At 62.5% G+C, this 15,154-nt stretch carries 14 protein-coding genes and 1 tRNA gene; 1 reads left to right on the forward strand and 14 read right to left on the reverse strand.

The features are described from left to right. Positions 1-99 precede the first annotated feature (99 nt). Positions 100-2,634: an alpha/beta fold hydrolase gene (locus tag RhoBH5_RS04180; protein WP_270007971.1), complete on the forward strand. Its 2,535-nt coding sequence runs from the start codon at positions 100-102 to the stop codon at positions 2,632-2,634. Positions 2,635-2,644: 10 nt separating this feature from the next. On the opposite strand, the gene RhoBH5_RS04185 is transcribed toward RhoBH5_RS04180, so the two are convergent. The 14 genes from RhoBH5_RS04185 to RhoBH5_RS04250 all read right to left on the reverse strand — a co-directional run bounded on the left by RhoBH5_RS04185 (position 2,645) and on the right by RhoBH5_RS04250 (position 15,148). Beyond that, a complete protein-coding gene (locus RhoBH5_RS04185; protein WP_270007972.1) occupies positions 2,645-3,688 on the reverse strand; it encodes an NAD(P)/FAD-dependent oxidoreductase in 1,044 nt (347 codons plus the stop codon). A gap of 126 nt (positions 3,689-3,814) precedes the next feature. Beyond that, positions 3,815-3,887, reverse strand: a tRNA-Ala gene (locus RhoBH5_RS04190). A 145-nt stretch (positions 3,888-4,032) separates the two neighbouring features. Then, the gene (locus tag RhoBH5_RS04195; RefSeq protein ID WP_007731305.1) at positions 4,033-4,776 is read right to left on the reverse strand and encodes a DsbA family protein; all 744 of its coding nucleotides are present in this window, start codon (positions 4,774-4,776) and stop codon (positions 4,033-4,035) included. 42 nt (positions 4,777-4,818) lie between these two features. Further along, positions 4,819-5,307 (reverse strand): MauE/DoxX family redox-associated membrane protein, encoded by a 489-nt coding sequence (locus RhoBH5_RS04200; RefSeq protein ID WP_003942318.1) that lies wholly within the window; start codon positions 5,305-5,307, stop codon positions 4,819-4,821. A 25-nt stretch (positions 5,308-5,332) separates the two neighbouring features. Then, the gene (locus RhoBH5_RS04205) at positions 5,333-6,586 is read right to left on the reverse strand and encodes an MFS transporter (RefSeq protein ID WP_003942326.1); all 1,254 of its coding nucleotides are present in this window, start codon (positions 6,584-6,586) and stop codon (positions 5,333-5,335) included. A 42-nt stretch (positions 6,587-6,628) separates the two neighbouring features. Next, positions 6,629-8,266: a phosphoglucomutase (alpha-D-glucose-1,6-bisphosphate-dependent) gene (pgm, locus tag RhoBH5_RS04210; protein WP_070162194.1), complete on the reverse strand. Its 1,638-nt coding sequence runs from the start codon at positions 8,264-8,266 to the stop codon at positions 6,629-6,631. 97 nt (positions 8,267-8,363) lie between these two features. Further along, positions 8,364-8,708, reverse strand: coding sequence for a fluoride efflux transporter CrcB (gene crcB, locus RhoBH5_RS04215; protein WP_003942344.1), 345 nt, complete (start codon positions 8,706-8,708; stop codon positions 8,364-8,366). Beyond that, a complete protein-coding gene (locus tag RhoBH5_RS04220; protein WP_270007973.1) occupies positions 8,705-9,082 on the reverse strand; it encodes a fluoride efflux transporter FluC in 378 nt (125 codons plus the stop codon). The genes crcB and RhoBH5_RS04220 overlap by 4 nt, the downstream gene beginning before the upstream one ends. 23 nt (positions 9,083-9,105) lie before the next feature. Then, positions 9,106-9,909 carry a DUF1295 domain-containing protein gene (locus RhoBH5_RS04225; protein WP_037130102.1) on the reverse strand — a complete coding sequence of 268 codons (804 nt, stop codon included), beginning with the start codon at positions 9,907-9,909 and terminating at the stop codon, positions 9,106-9,108. Beyond that, positions 9,906-11,222: an SAM-dependent methyltransferase gene (locus RhoBH5_RS04230; protein ID WP_051649691.1), complete on the reverse strand. Its 1,317-nt coding sequence runs from the start codon at positions 11,220-11,222 to the stop codon at positions 9,906-9,908. The genes RhoBH5_RS04225 and RhoBH5_RS04230 overlap by 4 nt, the downstream gene beginning before the upstream one ends. Then, on the reverse strand, positions 11,219-12,508 hold the full coding sequence (locus RhoBH5_RS04235; RefSeq protein WP_007731299.1) for an SAM-dependent methyltransferase: 1,290 nt from the start codon (positions 12,506-12,508) through the stop codon (positions 11,219-11,221). Before RhoBH5_RS04235 ends, RhoBH5_RS04230 begins: the two co-directional genes overlap by 4 nt. Continuing rightward, entirely contained in the window at positions 12,505-13,248 is a 744-nt protein-coding gene (locus RhoBH5_RS04240) for a DUF1365 domain-containing protein (RefSeq protein ID WP_192712531.1), read from the reverse strand. The genes RhoBH5_RS04235 and RhoBH5_RS04240 overlap by 4 nt, the downstream gene beginning before the upstream one ends. Beyond that, a complete protein-coding gene (locus RhoBH5_RS04245) occupies positions 13,239-14,519 on the reverse strand; it encodes an NAD(P)/FAD-dependent oxidoreductase (RefSeq protein WP_192712532.1) in 1,281 nt (426 codons plus the stop codon). The genes RhoBH5_RS04240 and RhoBH5_RS04245 overlap by 10 nt, the downstream gene beginning before the upstream one ends. Then, positions 14,516-15,148, reverse strand: a complete 633-nt coding sequence (locus tag RhoBH5_RS04250; RefSeq protein ID WP_192712533.1) for an alpha/beta fold hydrolase — start codon at positions 15,146-15,148, stop codon at positions 14,516-14,518. The genes RhoBH5_RS04245 and RhoBH5_RS04250 overlap by 4 nt, the downstream gene beginning before the upstream one ends. Between the last annotated feature and the right edge of the window lie 6 nt (positions 15,149-15,154).

Here is a 15,154-nt window from a genome sequence, read left to right on the forward strand (position 1 = left end):
GAGGTATGTAAAACTACTTTTGGTTTGTTATGGACCTACTTCACAAACCTTATGTAGTCTTTGCTAAAAGATAGCTGAAAGTCGGACGGAGCTACTGTGATGAAGGTTGTCGACTTAGGTCTAGAACGCACTCGCTATGCAGTCATCGACGAGACGATCGAGTCGAGGTGGCGCCGAGTCACCTCTATGCAGCACGACGCCGTTGCCGTCGTGACTCCGCGCGACCGGATCACTTTCGCCGAACTCGAACTCCGGACCGACGCATTGGTCCGCGAACTTCGCCTACGTGGGTCACACGGGGCACGCCCGGTTGCGGTCGATCTCGAACCAACGGCCGAGTCGGTGCCCGCCATCCTCGCCACTCTGATTTCCGGTCGGCCCTTGGTCATGATCGACCCACAACTCCCCGAGGCCCGCCGAGCGCACATCATGAGCACCTCGGGTGCAGTCCCGCTGCAGTCGATACTCGACGAGTCTGCTGCGACGGGCTTCAGATTCGACAGCGCGTTGGAACCATCGAGTTCCGACCCTGCCATGATCGCGTTCACGTCAGGCACCAGCGGGGCACCCAAGGGAGTCGTGTTGAGCCACTCCATGTGCCTGAACAAGGCCGACGAACTCGCCGCAGCAATCGACCTGCGACCCGACGATCACATCGGGAACCTGTTGCCCGTCAGTTTCGGAGCCGGAATCACGGCCCTGATCATGGGGCTTATGAACGGAGTCACGGTCTACTGCTGGGATCCACGTATCGACGGCGTCTCGGGAATCGACGACTGGCTGATCGAGAATTCGATCACGACCACGCACTGTGCGCCGTCTTTTCTGCGGGCGTGGTCAGATCTCGATTGCGGTGCAGCAAATGATGATTCGATCGGTTCCCTACGCGTCGTCGTAACGTACGGGGAAGCAGTTCACGGCGAGGACTACGCGCGCCATCGCAGTCACGGCTTCGCTCGCGTCACGTACGTCAACTGGCTGGCCACCACCGAGACCGGTGTCGTCGCGTACAACGTGTTCCCACCACATTCCGAACTACCCGTCGGAGTGGTACCGGCCGGACGTGCTCGCGACGGCAAGGACGTACAGATCGTCGATGTGAACGGCGTGCCTCTCCCCGACGGAGAGATCGGAGAGATTCAGGTTGTCTCCAGTGATCTTGCCGACGGATACCACGGCGACCCGGATCGAACTGCAACACGATTCACGCGCCTGGGCGACGGAGTGAGCATCTACCGGACCGGTGACCGGGGCCGCATCGACGAACGCGGAGAACTGCAACTGCGGGGACGCGTCGACGACGCCGTCAAGATTCGGGGCTACTTGGTGGAACCGATGGAAGTCGAGTCGCATATTCGTCGAATTCCCGGCGTCGCCGATGTTTTCGTGGCCGTCGTCCTCGAGAACGATCGACCGGAGATCGTCGCCTACGTGGTCCTGACCAACACCGTGATGGCACGGTCGGGCGCCGAGATGCGGCGCGAACTGGCGACATATCTGCCGGCCTGGATGCTCCCCCGACATTTTCTTCTGATGCCGGCGTTGCCCCGCAACGAAAGAGGAAAGGTCGATCGAACAGCGCTGCCCTCCGTCGAGGTGCGGTCCACTCCACCGACTCTCGCCGGGCCCGCCGAATTGTGGTTGTCCTCGATCTGGGAGTCGATTCTCGGCATCGACTCCATCGACCGTGAGGACGACTTCTTCGAACTCGGCGGCGATTCGCTTGCTTCAACCGAAGTGGTGGCAAAGATTCACGACATGTTCCGGATCCGGATCACGGCGGCGGAGTTCGCGGCCGCCAGTACCGTCAAAGACCTTGCAGCGCTGGTGGATCGGCGCAGAATCGATCCCGATGATCGCGTCTGTCACAACACGATGGTTCCGCTGAAGCTCGAAGGGTCCGGGCGACCCCTGTTCATCATGAACGGAGCGGGGTGCCCATCGACGACGCTGTCCACCTTGTCGAAAGCGCTTCACACCGATCGGCCGGTTTACGCACTTCAGCCACATGGCTTCGAATCTCGCGGACTACCCGACCGGTCGGTGAAAGCAAGCGCCCGCCGTTTCATTTTCGAAATCAAGAAGATTCAGCCCACCGGGCCATACCTCCTCGCCGGATACTCGTACGGCGGCTACGTGGCGCTGGAAATGGCGGCACAGCTGTCCGAGTCAGGTGACACTGTCGAACACGTCACCGTTCTCGACACCAGAATCTCCACCGAGGCTGCCGCACGACTGGCTGGTCGAGCGGGCATCACTTTGGATCCGTCGATCGTCGACCTTGCACCACAACCATCCACCAATGCCCGCTGGAAGCCGACCAGACGCACCGTCGCGGCCATGTGGATCCGCACGCTGTTCGCCGGCATTCTGCAGTACCCGCCGGCCACCCAGTGGACCGTGTTCCTCTACATCGGAGGCCAGGCGCTCCGGAAGCATCGAATACGAGCATGCGCCGCGCCCGTCACCGTGATCCGTGGGGCCACCAACAACCGTGGACGCGAGATCTGGTCACTCATTGCCACGGGCTCACTGGATTTCGAGGACGTCGACGCGTGCCACGAAGACGTCGTCCGCCAACCGTACGTCCGCAAGACTGCGGCGATCATCGATCGAGTCTGTGATCGAGCGTGACCAGCGCTCCTCATGTCCAGCTGTAGAAGAAAGAGCGGCGCGGAGTGAGGGCCCAGTCGGTCGTCGACGAACACACTCGTTCCTTGACGAACGCACCCGCCCTGCCTGCGACGAACATGCCCGTTGCGTCGTCGACACGAGTGGTCCGCTGGATCACACCTCGCCGCCTCCCGAGACTGATGCACCGGCCTGCGAACTTCGGAGCCACCGGGCGCGGCGCGGAACCTTCGAGTCGATGCAGGATCGTCTCGGCCGCATGGACTCCCAAGGGAATCGCGGCCTGACAACTCATCCTCAGTAAAAGATCACCGACTGCGACCGCATCACCCGCACCGACGATGTTGGGGTGGGACGAGCATTCGAGTCGGTCGTCGACCTTCAGACGACCGAGACCGTCGACGGGAAGGCCACTTCGGCGCGCCAGATCGGGGACCCCGAATTCTGTCGCGAGAATCGTGCAATCTGCCTCCACCCGTGCGCCTCCCGCAAGCTCGCAGGACGAACCGTCGATCCGCGTCACCCGGGATTCGGTGACGATGTCGACCCCAAGATCGGTCAATGTTCTGAGAATTGCAGATCGCGCACGCTCTGACAGATCCGGGGCCACGATTCCTCCGGTCACCAAAGTGATTCGGCTGCTTCGCTGCTCAGCCAATTCTGCGGCAGTCTCGATTCCGGTGAGACCGCCGCCGACAACGCAGACCGTAGCCTTCCCGTCGAGTGTCGCCATTCTGGATTCGAGGCGAACCGCGTCCTCGAATTCGGAGACGCTGAACCCGTGCTCCGCCGCCCCGCCGATAGTGCTGGGTAACTGCCCACTTCCGACTGCGTAGACCAGATAGTCGTAGTCGAGCACACTGCCGTCGTCGAGGGTGAGCCTGCCGAGCGCCGCCTCGATCGTCGTCACCTCTCCGAAGACTCGGTGTGCCGCACGCGGTAGCGCCCTGTCGAACGAGACCGTCGCGTCGTAGCCGGCCGCAATCATCTGATGGAGCCGCTTCGCTGCCATGGCGCCCGCATATCCTGCACCGATCACCACCACGTGTGCGCGCACGATTCCCCATTCCGCCGCTGGTCTCCGTACCGAGATGCACGGGCCGATCAGGCCTCACAGCGGACAGTATTGCGCACGAAAACAACAAATGCTCTGCACCGATTGGTGCAGAGCATTTGTCTTGGGTGGAGCTAAGGGGACTCGAACCCCTGACCCCCACACTGCCAGTGTGGTGCGCTACCAGCTGCGCCATAGCCCCGTATTCAGTTCACTCTAACAGTCGAACTCGCAGCGGCTGTTCTGCTTTCCGCTTGCTGGAAGAAAGTTACACCACTTGACTCCTGGGCAACAAATCGCCTGGTCAGAGCGAAGCGGCCGCTCCTCGTCGGAGCGGCCGCTTCAGCTCAGGAGGAGAGCTTGGAAACCCAGTCGCTGCTGCCCGTGTCAACGATCTTGCCGTTCGCCACAACCGTGGGCGTCCCGTTCGACCCGACATCCTTGAGCGCCTGGCTGGCGGCTGCGGCATTGGCCGCGGCGGCTTCGACGTTGGTACCGGAAGAGATGCAGGTTGCCACGTCCTCGGATGCGCCCGCATCACGAGCGATCTGGGCGAGGTCGTCGTTGGTGTGGTCGCTGCTGCCGCCCTCGGCCGGCTGCGTGTCGGTCGCGAAAAGCTTGTTGTGGAATGCGGAGTACGCGATCGCGTCGCCGCCCTGAGCAACGCACAGGAGCGCAGCGCCGGCCCGTGTGGAGTAGTCACCGCTGCCCGACGCCCGGTTGAGGAAGTTCAGCATGTGGTATCGCACGGCGACGTCACCGTTGTCGACAGCGGCCGCGAGAGCCTGGCCACTGAGGTGTTCGAGAGCGGCACAGGCGGGGCACAGCGGATCCTCGAAGAGATCAATGGTTGTCGCGGCGGAGGGCTTGCCGAGCAGCACCACTCCGTTGTCCTGCACCGTGACGGCAACTTCGGAACTCTGCACGGAGCCGTAGCCGTCGTTCTGGGGCTTGTTCTTGCTGTTCGTCCACAAGACACCGCCGATGACGAGGGCCGCGATCACGAGCACCGCGAGGCCACCGATGATGTAGGTGGAGCGGCTCGAGACCGGTTCCGGCGAGTATTTGTTCTTGCTGCTCTTGGTGCTCACGCTGATGCAGTCCTTCGTGCGTCGAAACGATTTACCGATTGCTTACCTTGCCACTGAAGACTGAGTATCCACTGAGAACGCCGCGCGTGATCCGGGCCCCAATGCGAGTGGCGAACGCGGGAACACGAGCAGCCAGACGGCAAGTGCCAAGAAGCCCAAGTCGCGGAGAATCTCCTTCGAATAGTCCCAAGCGCCGACGTCGGCTGCACCTCCGCCGCCGAAACATCCGCAGTCGATGGACAATCCCCTGGCCCACACCGAAATGATCACCGCAATGAGAACCGTGAGGATGACCACCGAGACCGCAGCGGATGCTCGCACCGCCAACCCGACGAGGATCAGCAGGCCCAGGACTATTTCGACCAGGGGAAGAGCCGTCGCCACCGGACCCACCAGTGACTCGGGCAATAGTTGATAGGCGCGCACCGCGATCTTCGTCTGAACGGGATCAAAGAACTTGAGTCCCCCGGAAATCAGCCAAACGGCCGCCAAACCCAATCGGGCCACAAGACTCACGATGCGAATTGCCACCCGATCGAGAGTACAGAATGCCCGGTCAGTCTAGGTTTGTCCGCGCAGGAGTATCCGTTAGCACCGTCACATCAGTCAGATCTTCGACGACGGATTCGACGGGCTTCGTTCGCGACGGAACGAACAACCAACCCGTCGCCGACACGACTACTACGGCTCCCATCACCGCGAAGGCCGCCGAGTACGACACATGCTGGGCGATCAGTCCGGCACAAATCGGCGCCACTACCCCACCGATGTCGGACATCATCTGGAATACCGCCAGAACGGGTCCGCCTCGGGCCGTCGATCCGACAACATCGGCAACCGCGGCCTGCTGGGCCGGACTCATGAGGCCGGAGCCGACACCAGTCACTGCGGCAATGGCGAAGAACACCACGAGGTTGTCGGTGAATCCCATTGCGATGGTTCCCAGACCGCAGATGAGTAGGCCGCTCACGACAAAGGGCTTGCGTCCGAAGCGGTCCGAGAGTCGTCCGGAGACGATCAACACCAACGCATTGCCGACGGCGAAGATCGTCAGGGCGTAGGCCGCAATCGAGGGGTCTCGGCCGAGGAACTCGACGACGAACAGGGGAACCATGGCAACGCGAACTCCGAAGATCACGCCACCGAAGGCGAGGTTCGATCCGAGCGCTGCCCGGTACACCGGAGACTGGAGGCCTTCTGTGAGAGTCATCGACTTCACATCGACAGCCTTGTCCGGTGACGCCAAATGAGATCCACGCAGGCTCACGAAGACAACGAGCGCGGCGATCACCAACGCAATTGCGTAGATGATGAACGGCATCCGCAGACCGAACTGCAACAGCGCACCGCCGACCAGCGGGCCGCCGATCGATCCCATGAGAAAGCTTGTCGCGTACAGACCCGACACGCGGCCGCGACTGTCCGACGGTGACATGCGAATGATCAGCCCGAGGGCCGACACCGTGAACATGGTCGACCCGATGCCGCCCAACGACCGGAACAGCAGAAGTTGCCAGTACTCCCCCGCGAAAGCGCACGCACCGGTCGAGACCGCGACGATGAGAAGGCCGACGATGTAGACCGGCCGCTCACCGAGTTTCTGTACCAAAGTGCCGCTCATCGGCGCGAACACCAACCGCATGAAAGCGAAAGACGAGATCACGATCGTGGCGGCGGTGACCGATACGTCGAAGCTGCGCGCGAACTGAGGTAGTGCCGGGGCGACCAACCCGAATCCGAGGGCGATGACGAAGCTGGCGGCGACCAGTACCCAAATTTCCTGTGGCAGCTTGGCTGCACGAGTTTTCATGTCGCCCGGAATTCTAGCCGGGCGACCTGAGCGGTCCGCGGGCTAGTTCGCCTTCAAGACGCCGGACACCAAGTCCTTGGCCGCTGCCTGAACCTGAGCCAGATGATCGGCGCCCTTCATCGACTCGGCATAGATCTTGTACACGTCCTCCGTGCCGGACGGCCTCGCTGCAAACCACGCGTTCTCCGTCGCCACCTTGAGACCACCGATCGCCGCGCCGTTTCCGGGCGCGGCAGTCAGTGTCGCGGTGATCGGTTCACCCGCCAGCTCGGTCGCACTCACCTGGTCGGGAGACAATTTTGCCAAGACTGCCTTCTGTGCGCGTGTCGCGGGCGCATCGATCCGTGCGTACACCGGGCTCCCGAACTTTTCGGCCAACGCGGCGTAGTGCGCTGACGGAGACTTTCCCGTCACCGCGGTGATTTCCGACGCGAGCAACGCAAGGATGATGCCGTCCTTGTCCGTCGTCCAGACGGAACCGTCGTGTCGGAGGAAGGACGCGCCGGCGCTTTCCTCGCCGCCGAATCCCACAGACCCGTCGAGCAATCCGGGAACGAACCACTTGAACCCGACCGGAACCTCGAGCAAATCGCGGCCCAGGCTGCTCACGACACGGTCGATCATCGAGGAACTCACGAGGGTCTTGCCGACCTTGGTATCTGCGCCCCAACCTGGCCGGTTCGCGAACAGGTACTCGATGGCAACGGCCAGATAGTGATTCGGGTTCATCAAACCGCCGTCGGGAGTGACGATGCCGTGGCGGTCGGAGTCCGCATCGTTTCCGGTCGCGATGTCGTAGCGATCCCGAATCCCGATCAGCGACGCCATCGCGTCGGGCGACGAGCAGTCCATGCGGATCTTGCCGTCCGTATCGAGCGTCATGAACCGCCAGGTCGGATCGACGAGAGGATTCACCACTTCGAGGTCGAGTCGGTGAGTTTCGGCAATCGCGCCCCAGTAGTCGACGCTTGCCCCGCCGAGGGGGTCTGCACCGATCGTGATTCCGGCATCGCGGATCGCGTCGAGGTTGAGGACACTGGGGAGGTCTTCGACGTAGTAGCGGAGGAAGTCGTAGCGTTCGACGCGGTCCAGCGCTTGTGCCGCCGTCACACGCCGTACCCCGGAAAGCCCCTTGCGCAGTAGCTCGTTCGCTCGATCGGCGATAACCGACGTCGCATCCGTGTCCGCGGGCCCGCCGTGCGGCGGGTTGTATTTGAAGCCGCCGTCACGAGGCGGATTGTGTGACGGTGTCACGACGATGCCGTCGGCTTTGGCCTCCGGACCCGTCGAGTTGTATCGCAAGATCGCGTGACTGACAGCCGGGGTGGGAGTGTAGGCGTCGCGTGAATCGACGAGGACGACGACGTCGTTGGCGACCAGGACCTCCAAGGCCGACAGCCAGGCAGGCTCCGAGAGCGCATGTGTGTCCCGGCCGATGAACAGCGGGCCGTCGATTCCCTGCGAAGCGCGGTACTCGACGATCGCCTGGGTTGTCGCCAGGATATGAGCTTCGTTGAACGCCGAGTCGAGACTGGAACCGCGATGTCCTGAAGTGCCGAAAAGTACCTGCTGCATCGGGTTCTCGGGATCCGGAGTGCGCGTGTAATACGCGGTGACCAGATGAGGAACATTGATCAGATCCTCTGGCAGAGCCACTTGTCCTGCTCGTTCGTGCGCCACGAATCCCCCTCGGCCCGGTGGTCGACCACTGTGTCGACGCGACTGTGGACAATTGTCTACCCTGGCCGCGTGGCGTGCACGCTCGGCGCCGGATCCGTCAATCCGTGATCTGGATTCCCAACCACGCAGCGGACAGTCCCACGATCAGACTGAGGACGATGTAGATCAGAGAAAGCGCCGTCTGGCGCCTCTCGATCATCCCGACGTTCTCGGTCGCGAAGGTCGAATAGGTGGACAAGCCGCCGCAGAAGCCGGTCGCCAGAAGTGCGGCCATCTCGGTGGAAAGAGCTGCCCCGGTGAACAATCCAAGGAGGAAGCAGCCGATCACGTTCGCGGCGAACGTCGCAGCCGGAAATCCCTTGTACGCGGGCACATACCGCGCCAACAGGTACCGGCCACTCGCACCAGCGCCGCCGCCGAGCGCCACCAGGAGAACTGTCATGCCGACGCTCCGTCCCGCGCGCGGATCCAGCGTTCACCGAGCCCTTTGCCCAGTGCTGCAGCGAGGATCGCGGGAATCAACGTCCCGAGAACATAGAGAATCGATCGCCACGGACTCTCCGTCACGGCGTGAACCGCGAAGGACGAGAAGGTGGTGAAGCCGCCGCAGAAGCCCGTGCCGAGAAAGAGGTACCCAACCTTGTTGTGCACGAGCAGGGCCGCGAGAATACCGAGAACGAACGAGCCGACGACGTTGATGACCAGAGTCGTCCAGATGTGGGGAAAGAGCTCCCCCAGACCGTAGCGGCTGAGCGCGCCCAACCCTCCGCCGACGGCAACCGCGCATACCGCAGCCGGCAGTTTCAGATCACCCATGCTCTGGCCTCACCCGAAAGAGCCTACGTCCCGGAGCGGGCTTTCGGCGGGCGAGGAATGAAGTAACTTGTCCGCTGCTGATACTCGCGATAGCCCGGACGCTGTTCCATGTGTCGCTCGAGCAACCGCGCTCCGGTGGCGAAGACCAGGAAGTAGGTCATGGCGATCGGTGAGAGGACGGTCAACACCCCCGGCCACACGGACGCCGAGACGAGGAAGATCCCCCACCAGACACACGCGTCGCCGAAATAGTTGGGATGCCGCGTCCATGCCCACAAACCTTGATCCATGATGTGGCCACGGCTGCCCGGATCGGATTTGAACTCCTCCATCTGTCGGTCGCCGACCGTCTCGAACGTGACGCCGACAATCCACAGCGCGATTCCGAGTACGACAAGAAGTCCGAAGCTGCCGTTCGACACTGCTGCGACCTGGATCGGCAGGGAGACGAACCACAACGAAATCCCCTGCGTGAGATAGATCTTGCGGATCGCATACAGCGTTCGATTACCCGTCGCTCGTCCGAGCATTTCTTCGTACCGCGGGTCTTCACCTTTGCCACGCGATCGAATCGCCATGTGCGTCGCCAACCGCAGACCCCAGATCGCCACGAGCGCAAGCATCAGCAACCGGCGCCAGAGGTCGCCGGTTCCCACTATCGCGGACACGAGCGCGATCAGAACGAAGCCGGCGCCCCATGACACGTCGACAACGTTGTGGCGCCCGATCCGTACACCGATCGTGGCTGTCACCGCCATTCCGACGGCGATCGCCAGCAGACTCGTGAGTGTGACCACTCCGAACGCGCCCCAGTCGAATCCGTTCATCGCCGCGACACCCACTGCGGCCGTACCGGTTCCATACCCGATCGACCATCACCGTGCGGCCGGACCGACAGAATCTGATCGACGCCCATCCTGCCGTCCCGAAATGCCATTCCTCCGCCGACGAGGTAGAGACGCCACACCCGAGCGACTTCGACACCTACGAGTTCCACGACGCGATCCCAGTTCGATTCGAAGGTCTCGATCCACGCGTCGACGGTCCGCACGTAGTGCTCACGCAGGGCGTGGACGTCCCGCACTTCGAGTCCACCTTCCTCGATCATCGCAACAGTGCGACCGACGGGCCGCATGTACATGTCCGGCGCGATGAACGACTCGATGAACGGACCTCCCCCGGGGTGCGGGCCAGTGCGGGACATCTGCTGAATCAGCACACGGCCACCGGCAATAACATTGTCGTGGAGCGCTTTCACGTAGGTCGGATAGTTGTCCTCACCGACATGCTCACCCATCTCGATGGAAGCGACCGCATCGAAGGGACCGTCTGGAATCTCTCGATAATCTTGGAGGCGAATCTCGACCCAGTCTTCCAAACCGAGCGCGCGGACCTTCGCGTCGACAAAAGCCTTCTGCTCCGCCGAGATCGTGATTCCGACAACCCTGGCGCCGTACTCCCGCGCTGCATGCAGGCTGAGCGAGCCCCAACCACAGCCGACATCGAGAAACCGCAAGCCTCGCGCTCGATCGAGACCGACCTTGCGGCACACCAGGTCCAGCTTGTCTGTCTGTGAGTCTTCGAGCGTGTAGTCCGGTGCATCGGAAGTCCAATAGCCCGAGGAGTACGCCATGTTCTCATCGAGGATCAATTGGTAGAAATCGTTCGACAAATCGTAGTGGTGCCCGATCGCCTCGCGGTCGCGGGCGAGGCTGTGCAGGCGCCCCTTCACCTGAGCCTGCGACGCCGGCGGAGCCAAAGGTCTCCCGAAAGCACCGAAGGATCGCGCAGCCTTGACCGCGGCCAAGACGAGCGATGGTGTCGGGGTAATCGACCCGAGCCCCCGCTCGGCAGACACCTTCCACACGTGTGTGAGTGCGTCGCCTAGATCGCCCTCGACGTCGAGTTCACCGAGAACATACGCCTGCGCAGCCCCCAACTCGCCGGGATTCCAGAGCAAGCGTCGCAAAACGTTCGGGCTGTAAAGCGTCACCTTCGGAGCATCTTCCGGACCTGCTGTGCTGCCGTCCCATGCAGTCAACCGCACCGGAAGTTCGCCGCCGACAAGTGGACTGAGGATGTCCGAGAGACGACCCGCAACGCCGGTACCTTGTGTCGTTCGATCCATTGTGGCAGTCATCGCTGGTTCCTCCGATCGAGAACAATTTGCTGGACGTCGAGATACCCCGACCGAAACCCCGCCTCGGAGTAGCAGAGATAGAAATGCCACATGCGCGCGAACACTGCGTCGAACCCGAGCGCGGACGCCTCGTCGGTGCGAGCGCTGAATCGCTCGTCCCACAGTCGCAACGTCTGCGCGTAGTGATCGCCCATCGACATCCGCTCACGCACCCGCAGGGTTGTCATGCGCTCGGTGACGTCCTCGATCGCCCGCACCGACGGGAGAAATCCGCCGGGGAAGATGTACTTGTGCACCCAGGTGTAGGTGTTGCGGGTCGCGAGCATTCGATCGTGCGGCATCGTGATGGCTTGGATCGCTGCGCGCCCACCCGGCGCCAGCAGGGCGTCGATCGTCTGGAAGTAGCTTCCCCAGTACTGGTGGCCGACGGCCTCGATCATCTCGACCGACACAACGGCGTCGTACTCCCCCTGTACCTGCCGATAGTCGAGAAGGTCGACCTGAACGCGATCTGCCAGTCCCGCAGCGCTTATCCGCTTCGCTGCCAATTCCTGCTGTTCGACCGAAAGTGTCACCGAGCGCACCGTCGCTCCCCGTTGGGCAGCTCGGATCGCCAATTCTCCCCAGCCTGTGCCGATTTCGAGCACTCGCGAACCGGGTCCGACACCTGCGCCATCCAGCAGTCGATCGATCTTCCGATGCTGCGCCGCTGCGAACACGTCCCACGACGGGGTCGCTCCTACCGACAGATCCTCGAAGAGGGCACTGGAATACGTCATGGTGTCGTCGAGGAACAGTTCGAACATCTCGTTCGAGAGGTCGTAGTGCCGGGAGATGTTCGAGCGCGTGTTCTGCGTCGAATTCCGTTCACTGCGAGGCTGCTTCGGAATGTAGAGGCCTCGTAGCCGCTGCAGGAAGTCGGGAATGAGCGTCGCCACGCGGGAGGCGAAGACTTCCAGGACCGCAGTGAGGTCGGACGCTTCCCAATCGCCCGCCATGTACGACTCGCCGAATCCGATCAAACCACTGTCACCCACACGAGCAGCGAAGTCGTCTGGGCGGTGAATGACCATCAACGGCGAATCGGGGCTACCGCCACCGGAGAACTCACCGTTGGGCATCTGGACACGCAGCGGCAAACGTGCGACCGCCTTGTGGAACAGGGCGCGGGCAACCGGTGATGCAACCCGCACTTTGAGCCCGCTCGGCACGGTGGCGACGCCCGGCCACCGCTCGGTTTCGATCGTGTGAGCGGAAGGTTCGGTGCCGAGAGTGGTTGTGGTCATTGCACTGCCTCCTGCGGGTGATGTTGCGGTCGGGGAACGATGGGTAAGCGCCTGGCCCACAGCCGGATTCCTTGAAATCGGATCTGCGCGGCGACTCGGAGCGGAGCCAGCGGGATGGCGAGCGCACTGCGCACGATCTCGCGCGTCGTCGCCGGCACACAACGACCGGACACCGTGGCCACGAAGGGCGCCTTGCCGTCACGGGCCAGAACTATCGAGAGCGCGAGCGCGGTGTCGGGTAGCGGAAGTCGCATCCGGTACTCGCCGTCCAGATCGTTGAACGGAGATACGTAGAACTCTTTGGGCGTGCGAACCCCGCCACGTTCGTCGGTTTCGAGCAGGTAGCAGTGCCGTTCGCTGTAGGTGTTGTGAACCTCGGCAACGACGCACCGCTGACTGCCGTCGTCGTTCAGACACCAGAACACACTCAGCGGGTTGAACACATGGCCGAACACACGCGCGTTCGTAAGCATGAGGATGCGACCGCCGGCGAACTCCAGTCCGTTGGTTGTCAGAAAAGTCTCGACGTTGGCACGAATCGATCGAGTGGGGTCGCCGAGGTGATCCCCGGCGTCGAACTTCGCCAAGGGCCGCAAAGCCTTCGGGAGCTCGGGCAAATCGTCGACGTCGACGAGCCAACTGTAGCTTCGGTACTCGAACTCGTTGTGCAACGGCTCCGTTCGTACGTGTCGGATGCTCGTATGAACGATGGACGGCGTGATGGGAGTAGTCACGGCCACCGACCTCCGACGCGTTCGGCGGCACGCAGGCCAGACAGTGCACCGTCCTCGTGGAAGCCCCATCCGTGGTATGCGCCGGCAAACGCGAGTACGTCCGAGTCCAGCTCAGGAAGCCGCGCTTGAGCGGCGACGGAGGTGGGTGTGTACTGCGGATGCTCGTAGGTCATCTGATCGATCACGGAGTCCGGGGACACCATTTCGTCTCCCCCCAACGTCACCAGGTAGCGCCGACCGGTCTCCGGCAGCCGCTGCAACCTCGTCATGTCGTAGCTGACCAGAACGTGATCCGGCTTCGCGTTGCATTCAGGGATGTAGTAGTTCCACGACGCGCGCGCATTGGTGTTGCCGGGCAGCACATTTTCGTCCGTGTGAAGTTGGGTGTGGTTGACGGAGTACGGCATTGCGCCGAGGACCTGGGATTCGGCATGCGTCGGATCCGCCAAAATCTTCAGTGCTTGCTGCGGATGCGTTGCGACCACGGCTGCGTCGAAGGTCTGGATCTGGTCGTCGCCGTCACGAATGTCGACGCGATCGTCGAACCGGTGGACGGCGCGAACCGGCGTGTTGAGGCGGATATCCCCGATACTTTTGGCGACGAGACGAACGTATTCGCCCGATCCACCGGTGACTGTTCGCCAGGTCGGCGATCCAGTGACGCTCAGCATTCCGTGGTGATCGAGGAACGAGAACAGGTACCGCGCGGGATATTTCAGCGCCGAGCCGGGATCACACGACCAGACTGCCGACACGAGCGGAGTCATGAAGTGAGCGGTGAAGTAGTCGGAGAACCGGCCGCTGCGCAGAAACACCCCAAGTGTCTGGTCAGGTGCCGACGGATCCGTGTTGTCGAGCAATGCGCGGGCACGGCGGTGGAAGCGCTTGACCTCCATCAACATCGACAGAAAACTGCCGTTCACCAGCAGCCCCGGCGTCGGGAGAACGCCGCGCAACCCTTGGCCTCCCGAGTACTCGAGCCCGCACCCCCCACACCTGACCGACATGCTCATATCGGATTCCTGCGTAGGCACATCTAGTTCTGCGAACAATCGCAACAATGTCGGATAGGTGCGATCGTTGTGGACGATGAACCCCGTGTCGATGGCGAGGCTTCGCCCTTCCGGGTCGGTGACCGAATGGGTGTCCGCGTGCCCGCCGAGCCGTGAATCCGCTTCGTAGAGGGTGACGTCACTGTCCTTACTGAGCACCCACGCCGCTGTCAGACCTGCGACACCACTACCGACGACGGCCACCTTGCGCTTGTCGGAACTCATCGTCGTTCTCCCATCTTTGTTGCGGCTACCCCGCGACTCATTCCTGCGATTGCATCCGCGACGAGGCGATGCCAAGTCGCCGCCCGACGGAGCATGAAGTGGCCTGCGCCGTCGATGCCGATCCATTCAGCGCTCTTACCCGACGCCTGCAGTTCGTCGAACTTTCGCCGCGACACCTCCGGATCGGTCCAGGAGTCAGCCGTGCCGTGAAGGACTGACAGTGGTGTGTCCGAACGCAGATTCACCGACGTTCCATCGGGCCACCACGGCGCCAGCGCGACCACACCGACCACCGCCGGATCGCCACATAGTTCGGCGGCGACCCGTCCGCCCATCGAGTGCCCCAGCAGGATCACCTGAGCTTGTGAATTACGTTTCGTTATCGCGTCGAGTGCGGCGCGGGCGTCGGCGACCGGACTGCGCTCGGCACCGTTCCAACCTCGAACTCGATAGCGAGCCTGCACCGCCTTGACACCGGAGAGGCGAAGCTGAGCGGTGAACGGGCACATCCGAAGGTTGGACAGATGCCAGGCGCGAGCCGGGCGATGGCTCGATACCTTTCCTCCAGGCAGCACTAGCACCACCAGGTGCTGGTCACCGTCCTGCTGTTGCCGTCGGTTGGGCGTCATACACGG

Source organism: Rhodococcus sp. BH5 (assembly GCF_027583855.1).
GTDB classification, from domain to species: domain Bacteria; phylum Actinomycetota; class Actinomycetes; order Mycobacteriales; family Mycobacteriaceae; genus Rhodococcus_F; species Rhodococcus_F qingshengii.

Excerpts from the sequence above, each read along its gene's own strand:
- RhoBH5_RS04180 (WP_270007971.1), top strand. The coding sequence starts at position 100 with ATGAAGGTTGTCGACTTAGGTCTAGAACGCACTCGCTATGCAGTCATC.
- RhoBH5_RS04205 (WP_003942326.1), bottom strand. The coding sequence starts at position 6,586 with ATGAAAACTCGTGCAGCCAAGCTGCCACAGGAAATTTGGGTACTGGTC.
- crcB (WP_003942344.1), bottom strand. The coding sequence starts at position 8,708 with ATGACAGTTCTCCTGGTGGCGCTCGGCGGCGGCGCTGGTGCGAGTGGC.
- RhoBH5_RS04220 (WP_270007973.1), bottom strand. The coding sequence starts at position 9,082 with ATGGGTGATCTGAAACTGCCGGCTGCGGTATGCGCGGTTGCCGTCGGC.
- RhoBH5_RS04225 (WP_037130102.1), bottom strand. The coding sequence starts at position 9,909 with ATGAACGGATTCGACTGGGGCGCGTTCGGAGTGGTCACACTCACGAGT.
- RhoBH5_RS04230 (WP_051649691.1), bottom strand. The coding sequence starts at position 11,222 with ATGACTGCCACAATGGATCGAACGACACAAGGTACCGGCGTTGCGGGT.
- RhoBH5_RS04235 (WP_007731299.1), bottom strand. The coding sequence starts at position 12,508 with ATGACCACAACCACTCTCGGCACCGAACCTTCCGCTCACACGATCGAA.
- RhoBH5_RS04245 (WP_192712532.1), bottom strand. The coding sequence starts at position 14,519 with ATGAGTTCCGACAAGCGCAAGGTGGCCGTCGTCGGTAGTGGTGTCGCA.
- RhoBH5_RS04250 (WP_192712533.1), bottom strand. The coding sequence starts at position 15,148 with ATGACGCCCAACCGACGGCAACAGCAGGACGGTGACCAGCACCTGGTG.